Source organism: Vibrio sp. 1874, from assembly GCF_033344395.1.
Taxonomy (GTDB): Bacteria; Pseudomonadota; Gammaproteobacteria; order Enterobacterales; family Vibrionaceae; genus Vibrio; species Vibrio alginolyticus.
Genome location: NZ_JAWPOR010000011.1, coordinates 35,550 through 51,253, shown reverse-complemented (window position 1 = coordinate 51,253; position 15,704 = coordinate 35,550). Strand labels below are relative to the sequence as shown.

The 15,704-nt window shown below is 44.3% G+C and carries 15 protein-coding genes; 9 read left to right on the top strand and 6 right to left on the bottom strand.

Annotated features, from left to right (window positions below; translation table 11 throughout):
- Positions 1–10 precede the first annotated feature (10 nt).
- Genes R8N46_RS17795 through R8N46_RS17770 form a run of 6 tightly spaced genes read right to left on the bottom strand, consistent with a single transcriptional unit; the run spans position 11 to position 4,015 of the window.
- A complete protein-coding gene (locus R8N46_RS17795; protein ID WP_206959867.1) occupies positions 11–1,411 on the bottom strand; it encodes an AMP-binding protein in 1,401 nt (466 codons plus the stop codon).
- A 4-nt stretch (positions 1,412–1,415) separates the two neighbouring features.
- Positions 1,416–1,976, bottom strand: coding sequence for a hypothetical protein (locus R8N46_RS17790; protein WP_025766967.1), 561 nt, complete (start codon positions 1,974–1,976; stop codon positions 1,416–1,418).
- Positions 1,976–2,233: an acyl carrier protein gene (locus tag R8N46_RS17785; protein WP_005382279.1), complete on the bottom strand. Its 258-nt coding sequence runs from the start codon at positions 2,231–2,233 to the stop codon at positions 1,976–1,978. Before R8N46_RS17785 ends, R8N46_RS17790 begins: the two co-directional genes overlap by 1 nt.
- A gap of 15 nt (positions 2,234–2,248) precedes the next feature.
- Positions 2,249–2,509, bottom strand: coding sequence for a phosphopantetheine-binding protein (locus R8N46_RS17780; RefSeq protein WP_005382278.1), 261 nt, complete (start codon positions 2,507–2,509; stop codon positions 2,249–2,251).
- Positions 2,510–2,522: 13 nt separating this feature from the next.
- Positions 2,523–3,290: a lysophospholipid acyltransferase family protein gene (locus R8N46_RS17775; protein ID WP_005388305.1), complete on the bottom strand. Its 768-nt coding sequence runs from the start codon at positions 3,288–3,290 to the stop codon at positions 2,523–2,525.
- Positions 3,287–4,015, bottom strand: a complete 729-nt coding sequence (locus R8N46_RS17770; RefSeq protein WP_017819930.1) for a beta-ketoacyl synthase chain length factor — start codon at positions 4,013–4,015, stop codon at positions 3,287–3,289. Before R8N46_RS17770 ends, R8N46_RS17775 begins: the two co-directional genes overlap by 4 nt.
- Before the next feature lie 76 nt (positions 4,016–4,091).
- Here R8N46_RS17770 and R8N46_RS17765 point away from each other — a divergent pair, with 76 nt between their 5' ends.
- The 9 genes from R8N46_RS17765 to R8N46_RS17725 all read left to right on the top strand — a co-directional run bounded on the left by R8N46_RS17765 (position 4,092) and on the right by R8N46_RS17725 (position 15,703).
- Positions 4,092–4,490 (top strand): hypothetical protein, encoded by a 399-nt coding sequence (locus R8N46_RS17765; protein WP_205390764.1) that lies wholly within the window; start codon positions 4,092–4,094, stop codon positions 4,488–4,490.
- Positions 4,491–4,517: 27 nt separating this feature from the next.
- Positions 4,518–5,585 (top strand): class I SAM-dependent methyltransferase, encoded by a 1,068-nt coding sequence (locus R8N46_RS17760; protein ID WP_005388297.1) that lies wholly within the window; start codon positions 4,518–4,520, stop codon positions 5,583–5,585.
- Positions 5,586–5,592: 7 nt separating this feature from the next.
- Positions 5,593–6,837 (top strand): NAD(P)/FAD-dependent oxidoreductase, encoded by a 1,245-nt coding sequence (locus R8N46_RS17755; protein ID WP_025766964.1) that lies wholly within the window; start codon positions 5,593–5,595, stop codon positions 6,835–6,837.
- A gap of 210 nt (positions 6,838–7,047) precedes the next feature.
- The gene (locus tag R8N46_RS17750) at positions 7,048–7,788 is read left to right on the top strand and encodes a transglycosylase SLT domain-containing protein (protein WP_005382265.1); all 741 of its coding nucleotides are present in this window, start codon (positions 7,048–7,050) and stop codon (positions 7,786–7,788) included.
- A 99-nt stretch (positions 7,789–7,887) separates the two neighbouring features.
- Positions 7,888–9,096: a DEAD/DEAH box helicase gene (locus R8N46_RS17745; protein WP_005382264.1), complete on the top strand. Its 1,209-nt coding sequence runs from the start codon at positions 7,888–7,890 to the stop codon at positions 9,094–9,096.
- 250 nt (positions 9,097–9,346) lie between these two features.
- Positions 9,347–10,009 (top strand): potassium channel family protein, encoded by a 663-nt coding sequence (locus tag R8N46_RS17740; protein WP_005388291.1) that lies wholly within the window; start codon positions 9,347–9,349, stop codon positions 10,007–10,009.
- Positions 10,006–11,373, top strand: a complete 1,368-nt coding sequence (locus R8N46_RS17735; RefSeq protein WP_005382262.1) for a TrkH family potassium uptake protein — start codon at positions 10,006–10,008, stop codon at positions 11,371–11,373. Before R8N46_RS17740 ends, R8N46_RS17735 begins: the two co-directional genes overlap by 4 nt.
- Before the next feature lie 360 nt (positions 11,374–11,733).
- Entirely contained in the window at positions 11,734–14,718 is a 2,985-nt protein-coding gene (locus R8N46_RS17730) for a M6 family metalloprotease domain-containing protein (protein WP_171346061.1), read from the top strand.
- A gap of 172 nt (positions 14,719–14,890) precedes the next feature.
- Complete coding sequence (locus R8N46_RS17725; protein ID WP_115385826.1) at positions 14,891–15,703, top strand: sugar transporter; 813 nt, start codon at positions 14,891–14,893, stop codon at positions 15,701–15,703.
- Position 15,704 lies beyond the last annotated feature (1 nt).

Below are 15,704 nucleotides of genomic sequence, written 5' to 3'. Positions count from 1 at the left end.
GTTACTAGCTTTATTGGAATAGTTTTTCAATTTCAGCAACTTGGCGTTTGCCTTGGCTGTTCAATGGAATTTCGTCGACCACTCGGAATTTTCTCGGGATAGCGATCGGTTCTAGCCAATTGCGCAGTGCCTTGCGAAGCTCAAGCCAAAATTTGCCTTTACCAAGTTCATTAAGCACATCGCTGCCTTGATCGTTAAGTACGATGATCGAGACTAACGTGAGGCGACCAGATTCTTCCATTGGGATCACCACGCTTTCTTGAATCCACGGCAATTGCTCTAAACGTTTTTCCACTTCGACAAGGGAAATACGCTTTTCTTCGACTTTGACGATTCGGTCAGTGCGTCCACGCAATTCAAAAGAAATACTATCATGGAAATAGCATTCATCCGCAGTTTGGTACCAAGTGTTTTCATCAATGTGTGGCGAGCGGAGCTTTAAACAATTTTCATGGTTAAGCTCGGCTTCAACACCAGGGAATAACGTCCAGGGAGTACTGGCTTCGTGCTGCTGACGGTAAGCAATGCCGCCGGTTTCTGTGCTGCCAAAAACTTCAATAGGAAGTGACCCAAACAACTGCTGGCTGTGCTGCGCCGCTTGGTTTGGCAAGGGACCACCAGAAGAAAATACGCACCGAATCGCAACCGGATTGTGCTCTTCACTGAGTCGTTTTAGTAACGCAGGGCTGCTTACTAGCGTGGTGTCAGCATCAGCGTGATGGACAATTTGCTCTGGGAACTCAAGGTTGTGTGCTGAAAATGGACGTGCAGAGCACAAAGGCCACAATACGCGGAACAGCAAGCCGTAAATGTGTTGATGAGAAACGGTGCTTTCAATGCGTGTGCTGGCAACCGTGTCGCCCCATAGGTTATCTAGAATAGAAACTTCGATATCGAGCTGTTTCAGCGTTTTTGCAATGGCTTTTGGTGTGCCGCTTGAACCCGAAGTGAATAGCGTTACCGGTATTTCCGCCAGGTTTAATTCACGCCAAAAATAAGGTTGTTTGGCCTCTGGCTCGTTAATCACGGTGGTTTCTAGCAATGATTGAGCTTCGATCAAAAGCGAGCTCACGAGTTCTGGAGCCGAGACATCGGCATCATGCAGCAACAAATCGTAGTGCTCACTGAGCTCTTTGAGTGCTTCTGGTTGGTAATTACCAGGTAATACAATGGATTTTCCTGCATAACAACAAGCAAAAAAGCCAACGGCAAACAGGTAGCTGTTGCCAAAACACAACGCAATGTTTTGCGTTGGTTGGGTTTCTAACTGCTGAGCAAGTGTTGCGACGTGCTGCTGGAAATCACCCCACGTGATAACCGTGTCGCGATCGTAAGAGACTGGGGATTGCTCAGACCTCTCTGCGATGAACAAGGTCGCTAGGGAGGTAAAGCTCGAATACGTTGTATTCATACGATTAGTGTTCCTTTCGAACAAATTGACGCACGATCCATTCTCCAGCGAACAAGCCACCAGCAAGTAAGTAGCTGATGAGGCCGTTATAAAGCGTCCATATTTTTACTGGTAGGAAACAGGTATAGAGTGCAACGGCAGCGTTGAGCGTAAAAAAGGCGCACCAAACCATCGTCACTTTGCGAGTGTAAGCCACGCCACTAGCCGGAAGGTCGGGTTCTTGCAAGCGAGCAAGCCTCTCTATGATCGATTGCGGCTGTTTTAAGCTAAGTCCAAATACGCACAGCATACATACATTGACAACGACAGGGTAAAACTGAAGCCACCCATGTTGTTTAAACACCATGCCAAGCGTAATTAGGACAATGCCAACAGCGCCCGTAACGAGCGCCAAGAACTTAAACTCTTTTAGTGGGGTCTTATTTGCGACGAAAACACGCAAAAGTAACGCAGCAATTAACAAGCCCCCAACTAAGTTCAAGCCAAATTTATCTATACCGAAATAGACGGCGAAGGGGTAGGCAAACAGTACAATTGCAGACAGACCAGTCAGCAATTGGCGCATTAACTTTCCTTCAATAACTCAGTGACAGCGTTAACCACATCGTCAACGGTTCTTACTGCACTAAACTCTGCTGGCTTGATTTTTTTGCCAGTGACATTCTGTAGGTGTACGACCAAATCAACGGCGTCAATGCTATCAAGATCGAGATCTTGGTATAAGTGCGCATCTGATTGAATGTCGGCTGCGTCAATTTCGAACAGCTCAACAAGCGCATCTTTAACTTGTTCAAATACTTGATCTTTATTTACATCAGTCATGAATATACCTACAACTTATTCATTAGTTTGAGAAGAAACGTATTTCGCTAGATTTGCTACAGACGCAAAGTGTTCGCGCGTATTTGAGTCGTCGGCATCAATAACGATGTTGTATTGTTTTTTTATTGCGAGTCCAAGCTCAAGCGCGTCGATAGAATCTAAGCCAAGTCCATCACCAAAAAGTGGTGCATCCGTTTCAATATCATCTACGGTTAAATCTTCAAGGTTTAAAGCATCAATAATAAGTTGCTTAATGTCGTTGTGTAACTGTTCCACTGGGACCTGCTTATTAATAAAAGTTTTCTGGAAAAATGTTTTCAGCTAGGTGCTGTTGTAAGCGTCGCGCCGCTATTGTCGGCGACGTAGTTTGCTTTATAAAGGGGGTAATCTCAACTTTATCCTTAACTTCAACCCTGAAAAAGGGCTTTGTTGCCGGTACTTGATACCATTTTTTCTCTTTTGTGAGGAAACTTGGCGTTACCGTAATATGGACAACTCTTAAATCTCGTTCTGTTCTTACCGCAATTTGTGCTGCACCGCGTTGTAATTTCGGCTCTACACCTGGTGTTGTTCTTGTTCCTTCAGGAAATATAAGCAACACGTTGCCTTTGTTAAATCGTTCATCACAAAGTGCTAATAAATCATCCGGTGCTTCATTGGGAATATATCCGGCTGCTTTTACGATGTGCTTCATAAAAGGATTCGACCATATTGCCGATTTTACTAAACAGTCGCAGCGATTTAATTGTGAAGCAATGAGAACGTAATCGATTAAACTAGGGTGGTTGGCAACAATTAAACAATTACGATCTTGTTGAAGAATATCGGCACCAATAATTTGATAATCGATTGCGCCACTTAGCTTCATCAATTTACAAAATGTGTTGAATGAATATCGAATCGCACCCTGAACTTTATATTCGCGTTCCGTTTGGTCTGAAACAAAAATACGAATGGTCGGAATAACAATGAAACTCAGTACTAAACCACCTAACCCAAATACTGAAAAACAAAATCCTGTTGCTAGCACACGCCAATACTGATTTAAGCGAGTCATTTTTTGTGCCATTCCCAAGCTTGTTGCGGAGCGAAAATAGTCCACTGGCTTTTATCTAACAAGTATTGTTGCAAAAATACTAAACCTTGAGGAAGAGGATGACCGGAACGTTCTGCGTTTATGGAGCTTTGTATCGCGAACTTGTCTCCATGAGAAAGTATTAAGCCAAGTCCAAACCCTTGGTATTGTTGGTTTTCATATTCTAAATAAGAGTCAGGCATAGGCTCATCAAAATCAACAAGCAGTACTTTTTTGTCAGGATTGTCGGACAAAAACAGCCATGCTTCTAATATTGCGCTTTGGAATGTGTTTTCTGCCGCAGCGATAGAAGTTAGGGGAATGGGTTGTTTAGTTGCGATAGTGGCAAGCCCTGCGGCGGTATTGTGCACCGATTGAGAAAAAGCCATCGGAGACGCCTCTTCTCCATTAATTATATCTTCAACTAGTGCGACGCTGCGATGCAGTTCACCATGACGGCTTGAAAATACAAGGTAATCAACTTGATGTTGATTAAGCATTTCGATTGCAGTTTGTACCGCCAGTTTACTGAGTGGGCTCATTCTTCTGCGCATCATCGCAGGAATATTTGCAACATTGATTTTGCCATCTTCTGGCCATTTTATCTCTGTTGCCCATTGTTTCCATTCATTGGATTCGGATAAACCGAATGAATTCGCTGTCCACGCATCAATATTGAACGAAATGTTGATCTTCGAGTTTGGCATATTGGGTTAAATTGTTTATTTTACAGCTCGATACAAATTGGGGTTGACCCAAATTCACAATAAAAAGGAAATTATCATGTCGCGTTTTAAGCTGTATGTCTCGTTATTATTAACTTTGCTTCTTGTTGGTTGTGGACGAGTACAACCTGTAATGAATGTGGAGGATACTCCAGTTGCTTATGATCTTCAAAATAAACAAGTAAAAATGGCCATAGTGCAATCAGCAACTAACCGAGGCTGGACGATCGAAGAAGTAAGCCCTGGTGTTCTTATTGCAAAAATCCACGTTCGTAACCACTCTGCAGAAGTAAAAATCCCATACAATAATAAATATTACTCAATTATTTATCTCAACTCAGTAAATCTCAAAGCAAGTGATGGCAAAATCCACCGCAATTACAATCGTTGGGTAAACAACTTGAATGTTGATATTCAGCGAGCTATTGCATTGTTGGGCAATCAATCTCAACAATAAAACTATTAATTGCAGTTAGGTTTTTCCGTGTTAAATCAAAATAATGACCCTTTTAATGCTTTTGAAGCGAAGACAGAAGCTCAGAAGTTATCTTTTGCACCAATCGTGTTCCAGACCGCCAAAACGCTTCGAGATTTAGGTATTTTAGCCGCTTTAGACAGCGCTGGCGCTCAAGGCATGAGTGCCACAGATATTGCCGAGAAAACGGGAGTATCAGAATATGGTGTTAAAGTACTGTTGGATATGGCGATTAGTGCGCATATTGTTTTATGGGAACGACCTAACTATTCGCTTGCAAACCTTGGTTTTTACCTTCTTCATGATGGTATGACGAATGCAAACATGGATTTTACGGCAGATGTTTGTTACGCCGCGATGATGCATTTGACGGAAGCAATTCAAGAAGGTAAACCGTCAGGTTTGAAAGAGTTGGGCAATTGGGAGACCATTTATCAAGGTCTATCGACGTTACCAGAACAAGCCAAACAGAGCTGGTTTAAGTTCGATCATTTCTATTCGGATCGCTCGTTCCCACTTCTGCTTAAAGAAGTATTTGCAAGCAAGCCAAAGCATCTTGTGGATATTGGCGGAAATACGGGGAAATGGGCGATTCAGTGTTGTAAACATGACCCTGACGTTCAAGTGACGATTGTTGATTTACCACAGCAATTAGAAGTAGCGATGAAGAATGTTTCAGAAAACCAGTTCGTCGAGCGTGTACGTCCATACCCTGCAAACATGCTGGATAAAGCACAAACATTGCCTGGACACGCTGACGTATGGTGGATGAGCCAGTTCTTGGATTGCTTTTCCCCAATTGAGATCCTCAATATCCTTAAAAAAGTTAAAGCCCAGTTAACGAAGGGAGATACTATTTACGTATTGGAGCTGTTTTGGGATGCTCAAAAATACGCGGGAGCTTCCTATAGCCTTAATGCCACTTCTCTTTATTTTACCTGTTTAGCTAACGGTAATAGTCGCTTTTATCGCAGTGATGATTTCTTAGAAATTGTCGAAGCGGCAGGTTTATCTGTCGTTGAAAGAACCGACAATATTGGCCTTGGTCATACCTTATTAAAACTACAAGCAAACTAAATTCAGAATGAAAACAGAGCTCAAGCAAGTTGTTGTCGTAGGAGCGGGGCCATCAGGTTCAACCGTTTCTGCCTTATTAAAATCGCGTGGCATAGATGTTGTTGTCTTAGAAAAAGCGACTTTTCCACGTTTTTCCATAGGAGAAAGCCTACTCCCTGCATGTATGGAAGTTGTTGAACAAGCAGGAATGACCAATGCAGTAAAGCAGTTTGGCTTCCAGTATAAAGATGGTGCTGCATTTCGTCGTAATGGCGTATACACCCAGTTCGACTTTACAAACAAATACACGCCAGGACCGGGCACGACGTTTCAGGTTCAACGTGCCAGCTTTGATAAAGTATTGGCAGATAGCGCTGAAGAGCAAGGCGTAGAGATTCGCTATCAGCATGAACTGCTCAATCTAGTGTTTGAAGGGAAAAAGTCTCGATTAGAAGTGCTCGACTCAAATAAGAAGGCTTATCAAATCGAAGCAGATTTTGTGTTGGATGCCAGTGGCTTTGGGCGTGTTTTGCCACGCTTGTTGGAGCTAGAAGAACCTTCTTGTCTTCCGCCTAGAAAAGCGATCTTTACCCATATCGAAGATCATATCTCTCCCCAAGAGCCGGAATACGATCGCAACAAAATTTTAATTTCAGTTCATCCTGAAAATCACGACGTATGGTACTGGCTAATCCCATTCTCTAATGGTACTTGTTCGTTTGGTGTGGTGGGTGAGCCAGAATTTTTCGAACAATACCCAGAAGATAAGATTGCAGCGTTGCAGCAGTTAGCCAATGAAGAGCCGGGTTTGGCTTCTTTGTTGCGAAATGCGAATTACCCGAATCCAGCAGGCGAGTTGGGTGGCTATTCTGCTAACGTCAAACGTTTAGCGACAGAGCACTACGCGTTGCTTGGTAATGCAGGTGAGTTTCTTGATCCTGTATTTTCATCGGGTGTCACTATCGCCATGAAATCGGCAGAGTTTGCAGCGGACTGCGTGGTTCGTCAGCTGAATGGTGAAAAGGTTGGTTGGCAAGAAGAGTACTCGCAACGCTTAATGGTGGGAGTGAACACATTCCGCACTTATGTGGAAGGCTGGTACAACGGCACGTTGCAAGATGTGATTTTCTATCAAAACCCGAACCCACGTATTAAACAGATGATTAGTGCGATTTTGGCTGGATATGCTTGGGATACGAATAATCCTTACGTAAAACAAAGTGAGCAGCGTTTGTCGACGCTTGCAGAACTGGTTCGGGAAGCTGAACTGTAAGAATATACATTCGCTTATCCGAGAATCAGTAAACCTAGGTCTTACCAAAAAATTGGTAAGACCTTTTTAATACCTCTTTACTTTTACTTCTAGCGTGTTGGAGACACATTGACCACTTACATCGGTGTGTATCGAATTTGAGAATTTTTATGGTGACATTGATCACATCTAGAATTCCTGTTGCTGATATTTATATTAAATTTGTAGGAAATGGATTACATTCTGGGAGTGTTCCCTACATCTGGCTTCGTTGTGAAAACGGTTTATAAGCAACTGTATAAGTTAGTAAAGTTCCAAAAACTACACCAAAAAAAAGACAAGTTTCTTACCAAATCAATTCGCTTGGTGAGTTCGAGCCATCGACTACGCCAAACGCTTCCTCTACTTTCTAAAATTGTCGAAGAACATGACGCATCAACGGTCTCTTCGATTGCAGATCCCGAGAACGCGGTAGCGTGGGGAGGCAAAGTTTCTCCAGAGTTCAAATCTAAAGTCATCCGTATTAGTAAAGAGCTAAAGATCAATCCTAATCATCTTATGGCGTGCATGGCATTTGAAACTGCTGAAACTTTCAGTCCAAGCATCAAAAATGGTTCCGGAAGCGGGGCTACAGGGTTAATTCAATTTATGCCCTCTACCGCAGAATCATTAGGAGTGAACACAAAGACTCTTGCGAGAATGAGCGCGCTTGAACAACTTAACTATGTGAAAGCGTACTATTGGCCCTATCGAAATAAAATTAATAGCTTAGAAGATGCTTACATGGCCATTCTCTACCCTGCTGCGATTGGCAAACCGCCGTCTTTCGTTTTGTTCAGACAAGGCTCAATTGCCTATCGACAGAATGCAGGTATCGACCGCCACAACACGGGGAAAATCACGCTTAATGATGTTTCCTACAAAGTGAGGAAAAAATTAGAAAAAGGTTTGCAGCCCAATTTCATGGGCTAAGATTGTGTCATGTTCCTAGTTTTTCGCGCATGAATCCTTCTGTTACTTCACGGGGATTCTGATACACTACGCGCCCATTTCCTCTGTTGAGACCTTTCTATGCCATTTTCTAAGCTTGGTTTAAGCGCATCGATTGCTGATGCAGTAAAAGCGCTAGGTTATGAAAAACCCACTTCTATCCAACAAAAAGCCATTCCAATCGTATTGCGTGGCCGCAATTTAATTGCAGCAGCGCAAACGGGCACAGGTAAAACGGCCAGTTTTGTTCTGCCAATCTTAGAAAAGCTTAGTCGAGGCGAAACGCAACGTAAAAAACGCGCTCGTGCGATTATCCTAACGCCAACACGCGAACTTGCGCTTCAGGTTCATCAAAGTATTGAAGCTTATGGTAAAAACTTACCATTACGCTCAATGGCGATGTTTGGTGGTGTGGATTATGCACCACAAAAACAAGCCTTGATCGAGGGTGTCGATATTGTGGTAAGCACGCCTGGGCGCTTGATTGATCTGTACGGTCAACGCGCGATTCACTTTGATGAAGTGGAAATGCTAGTGCTTGATGAAGCCGACAAAATGTTGGATATGGGATTCATCGATGCGATCGACAAAATCGTCGACTGTATGCCAGAACATGTGCAAAGTTTGCTGTTCTCAGCGACGTTATCTAACCCTGTTCGTGACTTGGCGAAAAATGCGATTATTGATCCTGAAGAGATCACGATTGCAAAGCACAGTGCCTCAAAATCAAATATTAAACAGTGGATCACGACCGTCGATAAAGACATGAAGTCGTCGCTGCTAAGTCACTTGCTTAAAGAAAATGACTGGTCGCAAGTATTGGTATTTATTGAAACTAAACACGGCGCAGCCAAACTGGTAAGCCAACTTGAGAAACGTGGCATTGTGGCAGAAGCATTCCACAGTGGCCGTAATCAGCGTGTTCGCCAGGAATTAATAGAAAAGTTTAAAGCGGGTGAAATCCAGTACTTAGTCGCAACCGGCGTTGCTGCGCGCGGTATTGATATTGATAATCTGCCAGTTGTCATCAACTACGATTTACCTTACCCAGCGGATGAGTATGTACATCGTATTGGTCGTACAGGTCGTGCTGGCGCGAAAGGTGAGGCGATATCACTGGTTTCAAAAGACGACTTTAAGAACCTCTGCATGATTGAAAGTCGTTTAGGGCACTTGCTAGAGCGAGTGGAAATTGAAGGTTTTGCGCCAAGAAAGCCAGTACCAATTTCAATTTTAAATTACGTGCCTAAGAATAAACGTAAACCGCACGATAAGCGCGAATCAAAATAGCCAGTTTATCCCATGATCTAAAAGCCGCATTCTTGCGGCTTTTTGCGTTTTAAGGCATCCAATTATGTAGCCATCGCTACGGTTTCTATTCGGTAATAAGGAAAAAAGTTAATCAGTGTCATACGCTTAACACGTAAAGTGAATCAAGGTGCGTTAAGCTTTTGTCAATTATCTGTCCGCAGGTTTGCACAAGGTAAGGAATGGGCGCAAACTTTTTTGCTTGCTAATGAATGCATAAGATGGGGCACAAATGAAAACAGGTGATAAGCAATTCGCCGTTATTGGTCTTGGCCGATTTGGTTTGGCAGTGTGTAAAGAGTTACAAGATTCAGGCGCTCAAGTTTTAGCCGTTGACATCAACGAAGACAGAGTTAAAGAAGCCGCCAGTTTTGTTAGTCAGGCGGTTGTGGCTAACTGTACTCACGAAGAGACGGTTGCTGAGCTCAAACTTGATGATTACGACATGGTGATGATTGCCATCGGAGCGGATGTCAATGCCAGTATTCTTGCGACATTGATTGCTAAAGAAGCGGGAGTAAAGTCAGTATGGGTTAAAGCCAACGACCGCTTCCAAGCTCGTGTTCTGCAAAAAATTGGCGCAGACCACATTATCATGCCTGAGCGTGACATGGGGATACGTGTCGCGCGTAAAATGCTCGATAAACGGGTTCTTGAGTTCCACCCATTAGGCAGTGGCTTAGCTATGACGGAGTTTGTGATTGGCTCTCGTTGGATGGGTAAGACACTAAGTGATTTGGCTCTGTGCAAAGTCGATGGCGTGCAAGTGCTAGGGTTTAAACGGGGCCCAGAAATTACCAAGGCACCTGACCTTAATACCACACTAGAAATTGGTGACCTAATTATTGTGGTCGGCCCTCAAGATGCGCTCGCAAATAAATTAAAATCGCTATGACGTATTTTCATCAGAAAGGTGTTTTTTACGCACCAGATGGTAAACAAGAGAAAGCGAAAGGCAACGAACCGCGAATTATATTGCTCAGTTTTCTCGGTGTTTTACTGCCTTCTGCGGTATTGCTAACCTTGCCAGTTTTTTCTGTTACGGGCCTGTCGATAACGGATGCTTTGTTCACTGCAACGTCCGCTATTAGTGTGACAGGGCTTGGTGTTGTCGATACTGGGCAACACTTTACGCTTGCGGGTAAAATCTTGCTGATGTTTTTAATGCAAATCGGTGGGTTGGGGCAGATGACGTTGTCGGCAGTCTTACTCTATATGTTCGGCGTGCGTTTGAGTTTGCGTCAACAAGCGCTGGCGAAAGAAGCATTAGGGCAAGATCGGCAAGTCAATCTAAACCGACTAGTAAAGCGGATTGTTGTTTTCGCGCTTGTTGCAGAAACGATCGGGTTTATTTTTCTCTCTATCCGCTGGGTCCCTGAAATGGGCTGGCAGACTGGTATGTTTTACGCCTTGTTTCATGCAATTTCTGCATTTAACAACGCTGGGTTCGCGCTGTTTTCTGACAGTATGATGAGCTTTGTGAATGATCCGTTGGTTATCTTTACACTGGCGGGGCTATTCATTTTTGGCGGGCTTGGTTTTACTGTTGTGGGTGACATCTGGCTAAACTGGCGCAAAGGTTTCCACTTTTTGCATCTTCACACCAAAATCATGCTGATTGCGACACCGATATTGCTCTTAGTCGGAACGATGCTGTTTTGGTTACTTGAGCGAAGCAACCCAAACACAATGGCGTCTTTACCTGCAACAGGGCAATGGTTGGCGGCATTCTTTCAATCTGCGAGTGCTCGAACGGCAGGGTTTAATAGTGTTGACTTGGCGTTGTTTACCCAGCCAGCCTTACTGGTCATGATTGTTCTGATGTTAATTGGAGCGGGTTCCACCTCAACGGGGGGCGGTATTAAAGTTTCCACATTTGCTGTTGCGTTTATGGCTACGTGGACCTTTTTACGCCAAAAGAAACATGTGGTTATGTTTAAGCGAACCATAAATTGGCAAACTGTGACTAAGTCATTGGCAATTATCGTTGTGAGCGGAGCCATCCTGACAAGCGCAATGTTTTTATTGATGCTTACCGAGAAGGCCAGCTTTGATAAAGTTATGTTTGAAACCATTTCCGCATTTGCCACAGTGGGGCTCACCGCCGGTTTGACTGCGGAACTTTCTGAACCTGGTAAATACATTATGATCGTGGTGATGATCATTGGTCGTATTGGGCCGCTCACGCTTGCCTACATGTTGGCACGTCCTGAACCTACCTTGGTCAAATACCCAGAAGACGCCGTTCTTACAGGTTAATATAGCGTTAAACAATGGCCGCGCGACCACTACGAGCATTGATTAATAGCAGTGCTCGTACATTTATAGAATATGTGGAATGTTGCCCAGTTTTACCTATAAATTCGTAGAAGTTCATTTCTTCTTCCTTTCGTTTCGATACTATTCATTCACTCAATTTATATTCTCAGAAGCTACGCTCATAACAGCGTTTTGGAATCCGACGCTTTTGTAGTGTGACACCAAACTACGTCGTGTTATCTGAGCGAATTGATACCAGCCTTCGTCAATAGTCACTCAGTCTTACTCTATGCCCATAGGGTTACTTTGTGTTTGTTGTGCTTGGTATGAATGAACGAATCGAAAAGATGGAGTCGTACTTTGAAATTCAACACACTCGCCATGGCTATGCTAACTGCGCTTCTTGCAGGGAAGAGCATGGCAACTACTCCGCCATCGCCGGTTTGGCATACTATTGCGTTGAGCGATGGTAGCTCCAGTGAGGCAATTCTACGTGGAACGGCAGATTTCCACTGGTTTGAAGATAAGCAGGGCAATGCCTTACTTCAGGAAGACGGCGTTTGGTTTTTCGCGCAGATTCAGCGCGAGTCAGACACGCCAATATTGATCTCGACAGGTGTGGTGAAAACGCAGTCGAGTGAGCCACCTGAGTCGGCGAAGTTTCGCCCGGATTTACAAGTCAAACCGCAATTATCTTCTCTAAAAACCATTGAGCCGATGGCACGAAAAAACCTACTGCGTTCGGCGCAAGGTTACCAGGCGATGAGCAGTTCAACGGTGAAGCAGCAGCCCCTATTGGTTGTGCAAGTTTCGTTTGATGACCAAGCAATGGTGCACGATTTTGAGCAACGCGTATTTAATACCAATGGTCAAAGCGTTGTGGATTACTTTGATAAAAACTCTCAAGGTAAATTCAAAGTTGTTCCTGCACTTGAGAGTTACGGCACCGCCAATGACGGTGTGATAGATGTGACTGTGGCACAAAGCCACCCTAACTGTCACTCTAGTTCTACTGATAAGACATGCACCGCCAAGTTGAATGCGGTTTTCACCGAGGCTTATCAAAAACTGGATCCATACTTTAATCTTTCGGCCTACGACAGCAATCAAAATGGTACCGTAGAACCGTCAGAACTCTCTGTCATGTTTATTTTTGCGGGGGGAGATCGTTCAACAGGGGTTCTCAACCGTCCTGCTATTTGGCCGCACAAATTCTCTCACGATGATGTCACACTAGATGGTAAAAAGATCACAGACTATTGTGTGTTCGCTGACTATCAAGTTGATCATCAAGCGACCTTGGGCGTGATCGTACACGAGCTTGGCCACTTAATGCTTGGCTTACCGGATTTGTACGCAAGGAACAGTGATGCCTCGATCGGCTCTTGGGGCGTGATGGGTGGCGGTTCATGGGCGCAGAAACCGGGAGATTCATACGCTGGTGACACTCCGGTGAACATGAGTGCATGGAGCAAACACGCTGCTGGTTTTGTTGTACCAACGGTAACTCATGAAAGTCCAGCGCCTATTTCTGTGAACAACGACGATGTCAAGCTGGTGTATCTCGACCCGTACTTGAAAGAGTTTGGCCCACGTGTTTACTTGGAAAATCGCACCTTTAGCGGTTACGACCGAGCATTGGCGGCTGAAGGTATCCTGGCGACGTCGGTCAATGTCCAGAACCGCTTTAATGATGTTGGCGCGATGCAGGTTCAAATCATGCAGGCTGATGGTCTGAATGAGTTAGAAAATGATGGTAGGAGTGACGCTGACGATTTATACCCTAATGGTGGCAATGTCATTTCAGATACATCGACCCCGGGTCTGAGAACGATCACAGGGTTTGATACTGGGGTTCGTATTTCCAACATTGCCAGCAACACCAACGGTGGTAGTTTTTCTCTTGAACATACAAACGAACCAAATAAATCAGCATGGCTGAACTCTCTTCACCAAGGTTATGTGTACGCGAGTGGGAGTAACACTCTGGCGGTGTCACTGGACTTGAATAGTGATACAGAGCTTGATGGCCTTCAACTTTACGCGCAAAGAGATAGCGCTCAAAGTGACATGACTTATCGAGTTTGGCGATTCCCATTTTCTGGAAACATTGGCTATCGATTAATATTGAATCAAAACAACGCTGAGCTTTTACAGCAAGGTAACTTCCAAAAGTCATCTCGAATTTTATTCCCTCAATCAAGCCAATTGAGTGCGGGTCAGCATTTATTGGTCGTTGAATTGGAAGGCGGTCAATTTGATGCAAACTTTGACTTCGGCCGCTTGCTAAAAACTGAAAAAGCCTCCCTACCTGTAATGTGGACTGGTGATTACAGTGAGATTGGCACGTTTGGTCTAGAAAAAGCCGGGTTCTCTTATATTCCGTTTGCAGCATTATTAAATGTGGATGCGAGCAACTTGGTTGAAGCGAGATCTGATTCGTTACAAACCAATAAAAATACGCCAATCAAACTGAACCTGATGGACAATGATTTCATGGCGGTAGGGTATCAGTTCAATGTGGACATTGTGCAGAAGCCTGAGCACGGCACCATCTCTGGCAACCAGTACCAACCTGAAGCTAACTTCGTTGGTCTGGACACTTTCCAATATCGTTTGTTGTCGGTTGATGGTGCGTACTCATCTTCAATCGTGAATGTGCAGGTGGAAGTGCTTGGCAGCAACGAAGCGCCAGTGGCCGTGATTGATGTTGATAATAAAGACATGACGGTTGGGCAGCGAGTCACGTTGTCTGCGTTAAATAGTACGGATGCTGATGGTGATGTGTTGAGTTATAAATGGGAGCAGTTGGCTGGCACTTTAGTTTCTCTTGGCAATGCAACCAGTGTTAGCACAAGCTTTACGGTGCCTCAAGGTGCAAAAGCGGGTGAGGTTCTGACATTCCGTTTAACCGTGACTGATCCTAGTAATGAAGCGTCCAGTGCTACCGTCGATTTAACCATGAAAAACGCAGCGCCACTTACGCTTGCAGATACGGCGACCGTTGCCGTTGGTGAAAGTATTCTGATTGATGCAGCGAGCAATGATTCGGATGTGAACGGCGATAAACTGGTTGTAGAAAGCGTACAGAACGTAACAGGTGTGGGAAGTGCGAGTGTAGAGAATGGCAAAATCCGTTTTCAAGCACCGGATAGCCCTACTGACGGCATCAAGCTGCAATATACGGTTTCAGATGGTCATGGTGCCACTGCTACGGGGGAAGTTATCGTGACGGTTGTTGCTTCTTTGAAGACAACGACATTCAAGAACTCAGAAGGTAGCGGCAGTGTTTCTTATTGGGCTTTGATGTTACTTGCAACATTAGGCTGGCGACGTCGCGTCTAAAACGGTATTGAATTGCGGTATAAGCCACTCACATTGAGTGGCTTATTTTTTATCTGATCTATTTTGGTTTCGTTCTCATTGTCTTATGAGATGTGTTTCTCATTATTTTTAAAGCGATTTTTCTACTCTGCGGTTACCCTAGGGGCCGATTTTTATGAACTAAGGATGTTATATGTCTACCGAGGCCTTTTCTGTTTCGGAAATATGCCGAGAAGCGGCAGTGATGGTCAGAAGGAATCTACTCGCAATTGTTATTGCTTGTATTCCGTTGATTATCGTGCACTCAATTTTTGCTTTTATGTATCCTGAAATGACGGGGAAAGATCAAGCGAACGTTCAAGAAGGCAATGTCGCAGGATTTTATTTCGTCACAATTATTTTGTACCCACTTGTTGCCGCTATGGCGGCTGTGCGTGTGCATCGAATTTATTTAGCCGGCGATTACATGCACTCTGCGTTGGATGTATGTCGTTTGTCAGCTCGAGAATTCCGTTTCATAGGCTGGTGGATACTGTTTGGACTGATGATGATGCTCGTTATTGGTATCCCGATCTTTGTGTTGTCGTTTATCTACATTGCAGAAAGTGGTGAAGCCGACTTTGTTGCTATGGCTATTATCACAACGATTGCAAGCATTCCCGGCTATTGGGTAATGGCGCGATGGTCATTTGTGTTGCCAGCGACTGCAATGGATCATCAACCGCGCAGTTTGCGTCGTTCGTGGAACCAGAGCAGAGCATACAACAAACAAGTATTCATTTTGATGGGACTAATTCCATTGGGTGCGGGCTTGCTCAGTCAGCTGATCTTTAGCCACTTTACGAATCTCTTTATGTTGAGCCTCGTCGGTGTGGCCTATGGTATTTTTGGCGCGTACCAGCTGGCATTGTTATCGTTGAGCTATAAAACGGTAGTGGATATCGAACGCGCTCGTTTTGATACGCCATCACAGCCACCAAAAACGGGTGAAGAATTTTCTGCTTAGC

Coding starts and splice junctions, on each gene's coding strand:
- R8N46_RS17795 (WP_206959867.1), bottom strand. CDS start 1,411: ATGAATACAACGTATTCGAGCTTTACCTCCCTAGCGACCTTGTTCATC.
- R8N46_RS17790 (WP_025766967.1), bottom strand. CDS start 1,976: ATGCGCCAATTGCTGACTGGTCTGTCTGCAATTGTACTGTTTGCCTAC.
- R8N46_RS17785 (WP_005382279.1), bottom strand. CDS start 2,233: ATGACTGATGTAAATAAAGATCAAGTATTTGAACAAGTTAAAGATGCG.
- R8N46_RS17775 (WP_005388305.1), bottom strand. CDS start 3,290: ATGACTCGCTTAAATCAGTATTGGCGTGTGCTAGCAACAGGATTTTGT.
- R8N46_RS17770 (WP_017819930.1), bottom strand. CDS start 4,015: ATGCCAAACTCGAAGATCAACATTTCGTTCAATATTGATGCGTGGACA.
- R8N46_RS17765 (WP_205390764.1), top strand. CDS start 4,092: ATGTCGCGTTTTAAGCTGTATGTCTCGTTATTATTAACTTTGCTTCTT.
- R8N46_RS17755 (WP_025766964.1), top strand. CDS start 5,593: ATGAAAACAGAGCTCAAGCAAGTTGTTGTCGTAGGAGCGGGGCCATCA.
- R8N46_RS17750 (WP_005382265.1), top strand. CDS start 7,048: ATGGATTACATTCTGGGAGTGTTCCCTACATCTGGCTTCGTTGTGAAA.
- R8N46_RS17745 (WP_005382264.1), top strand. CDS start 7,888: ATGCCATTTTCTAAGCTTGGTTTAAGCGCATCGATTGCTGATGCAGTA.
- R8N46_RS17740 (WP_005388291.1), top strand. CDS start 9,347: ATGAAAACAGGTGATAAGCAATTCGCCGTTATTGGTCTTGGCCGATTT.
- R8N46_RS17735 (WP_005382262.1), top strand. CDS start 10,006: ATGACGTATTTTCATCAGAAAGGTGTTTTTTACGCACCAGATGGTAAA.
- R8N46_RS17725 (WP_115385826.1), top strand. CDS start 14,891: ATGTCTACCGAGGCCTTTTCTGTTTCGGAAATATGCCGAGAAGCGGCA.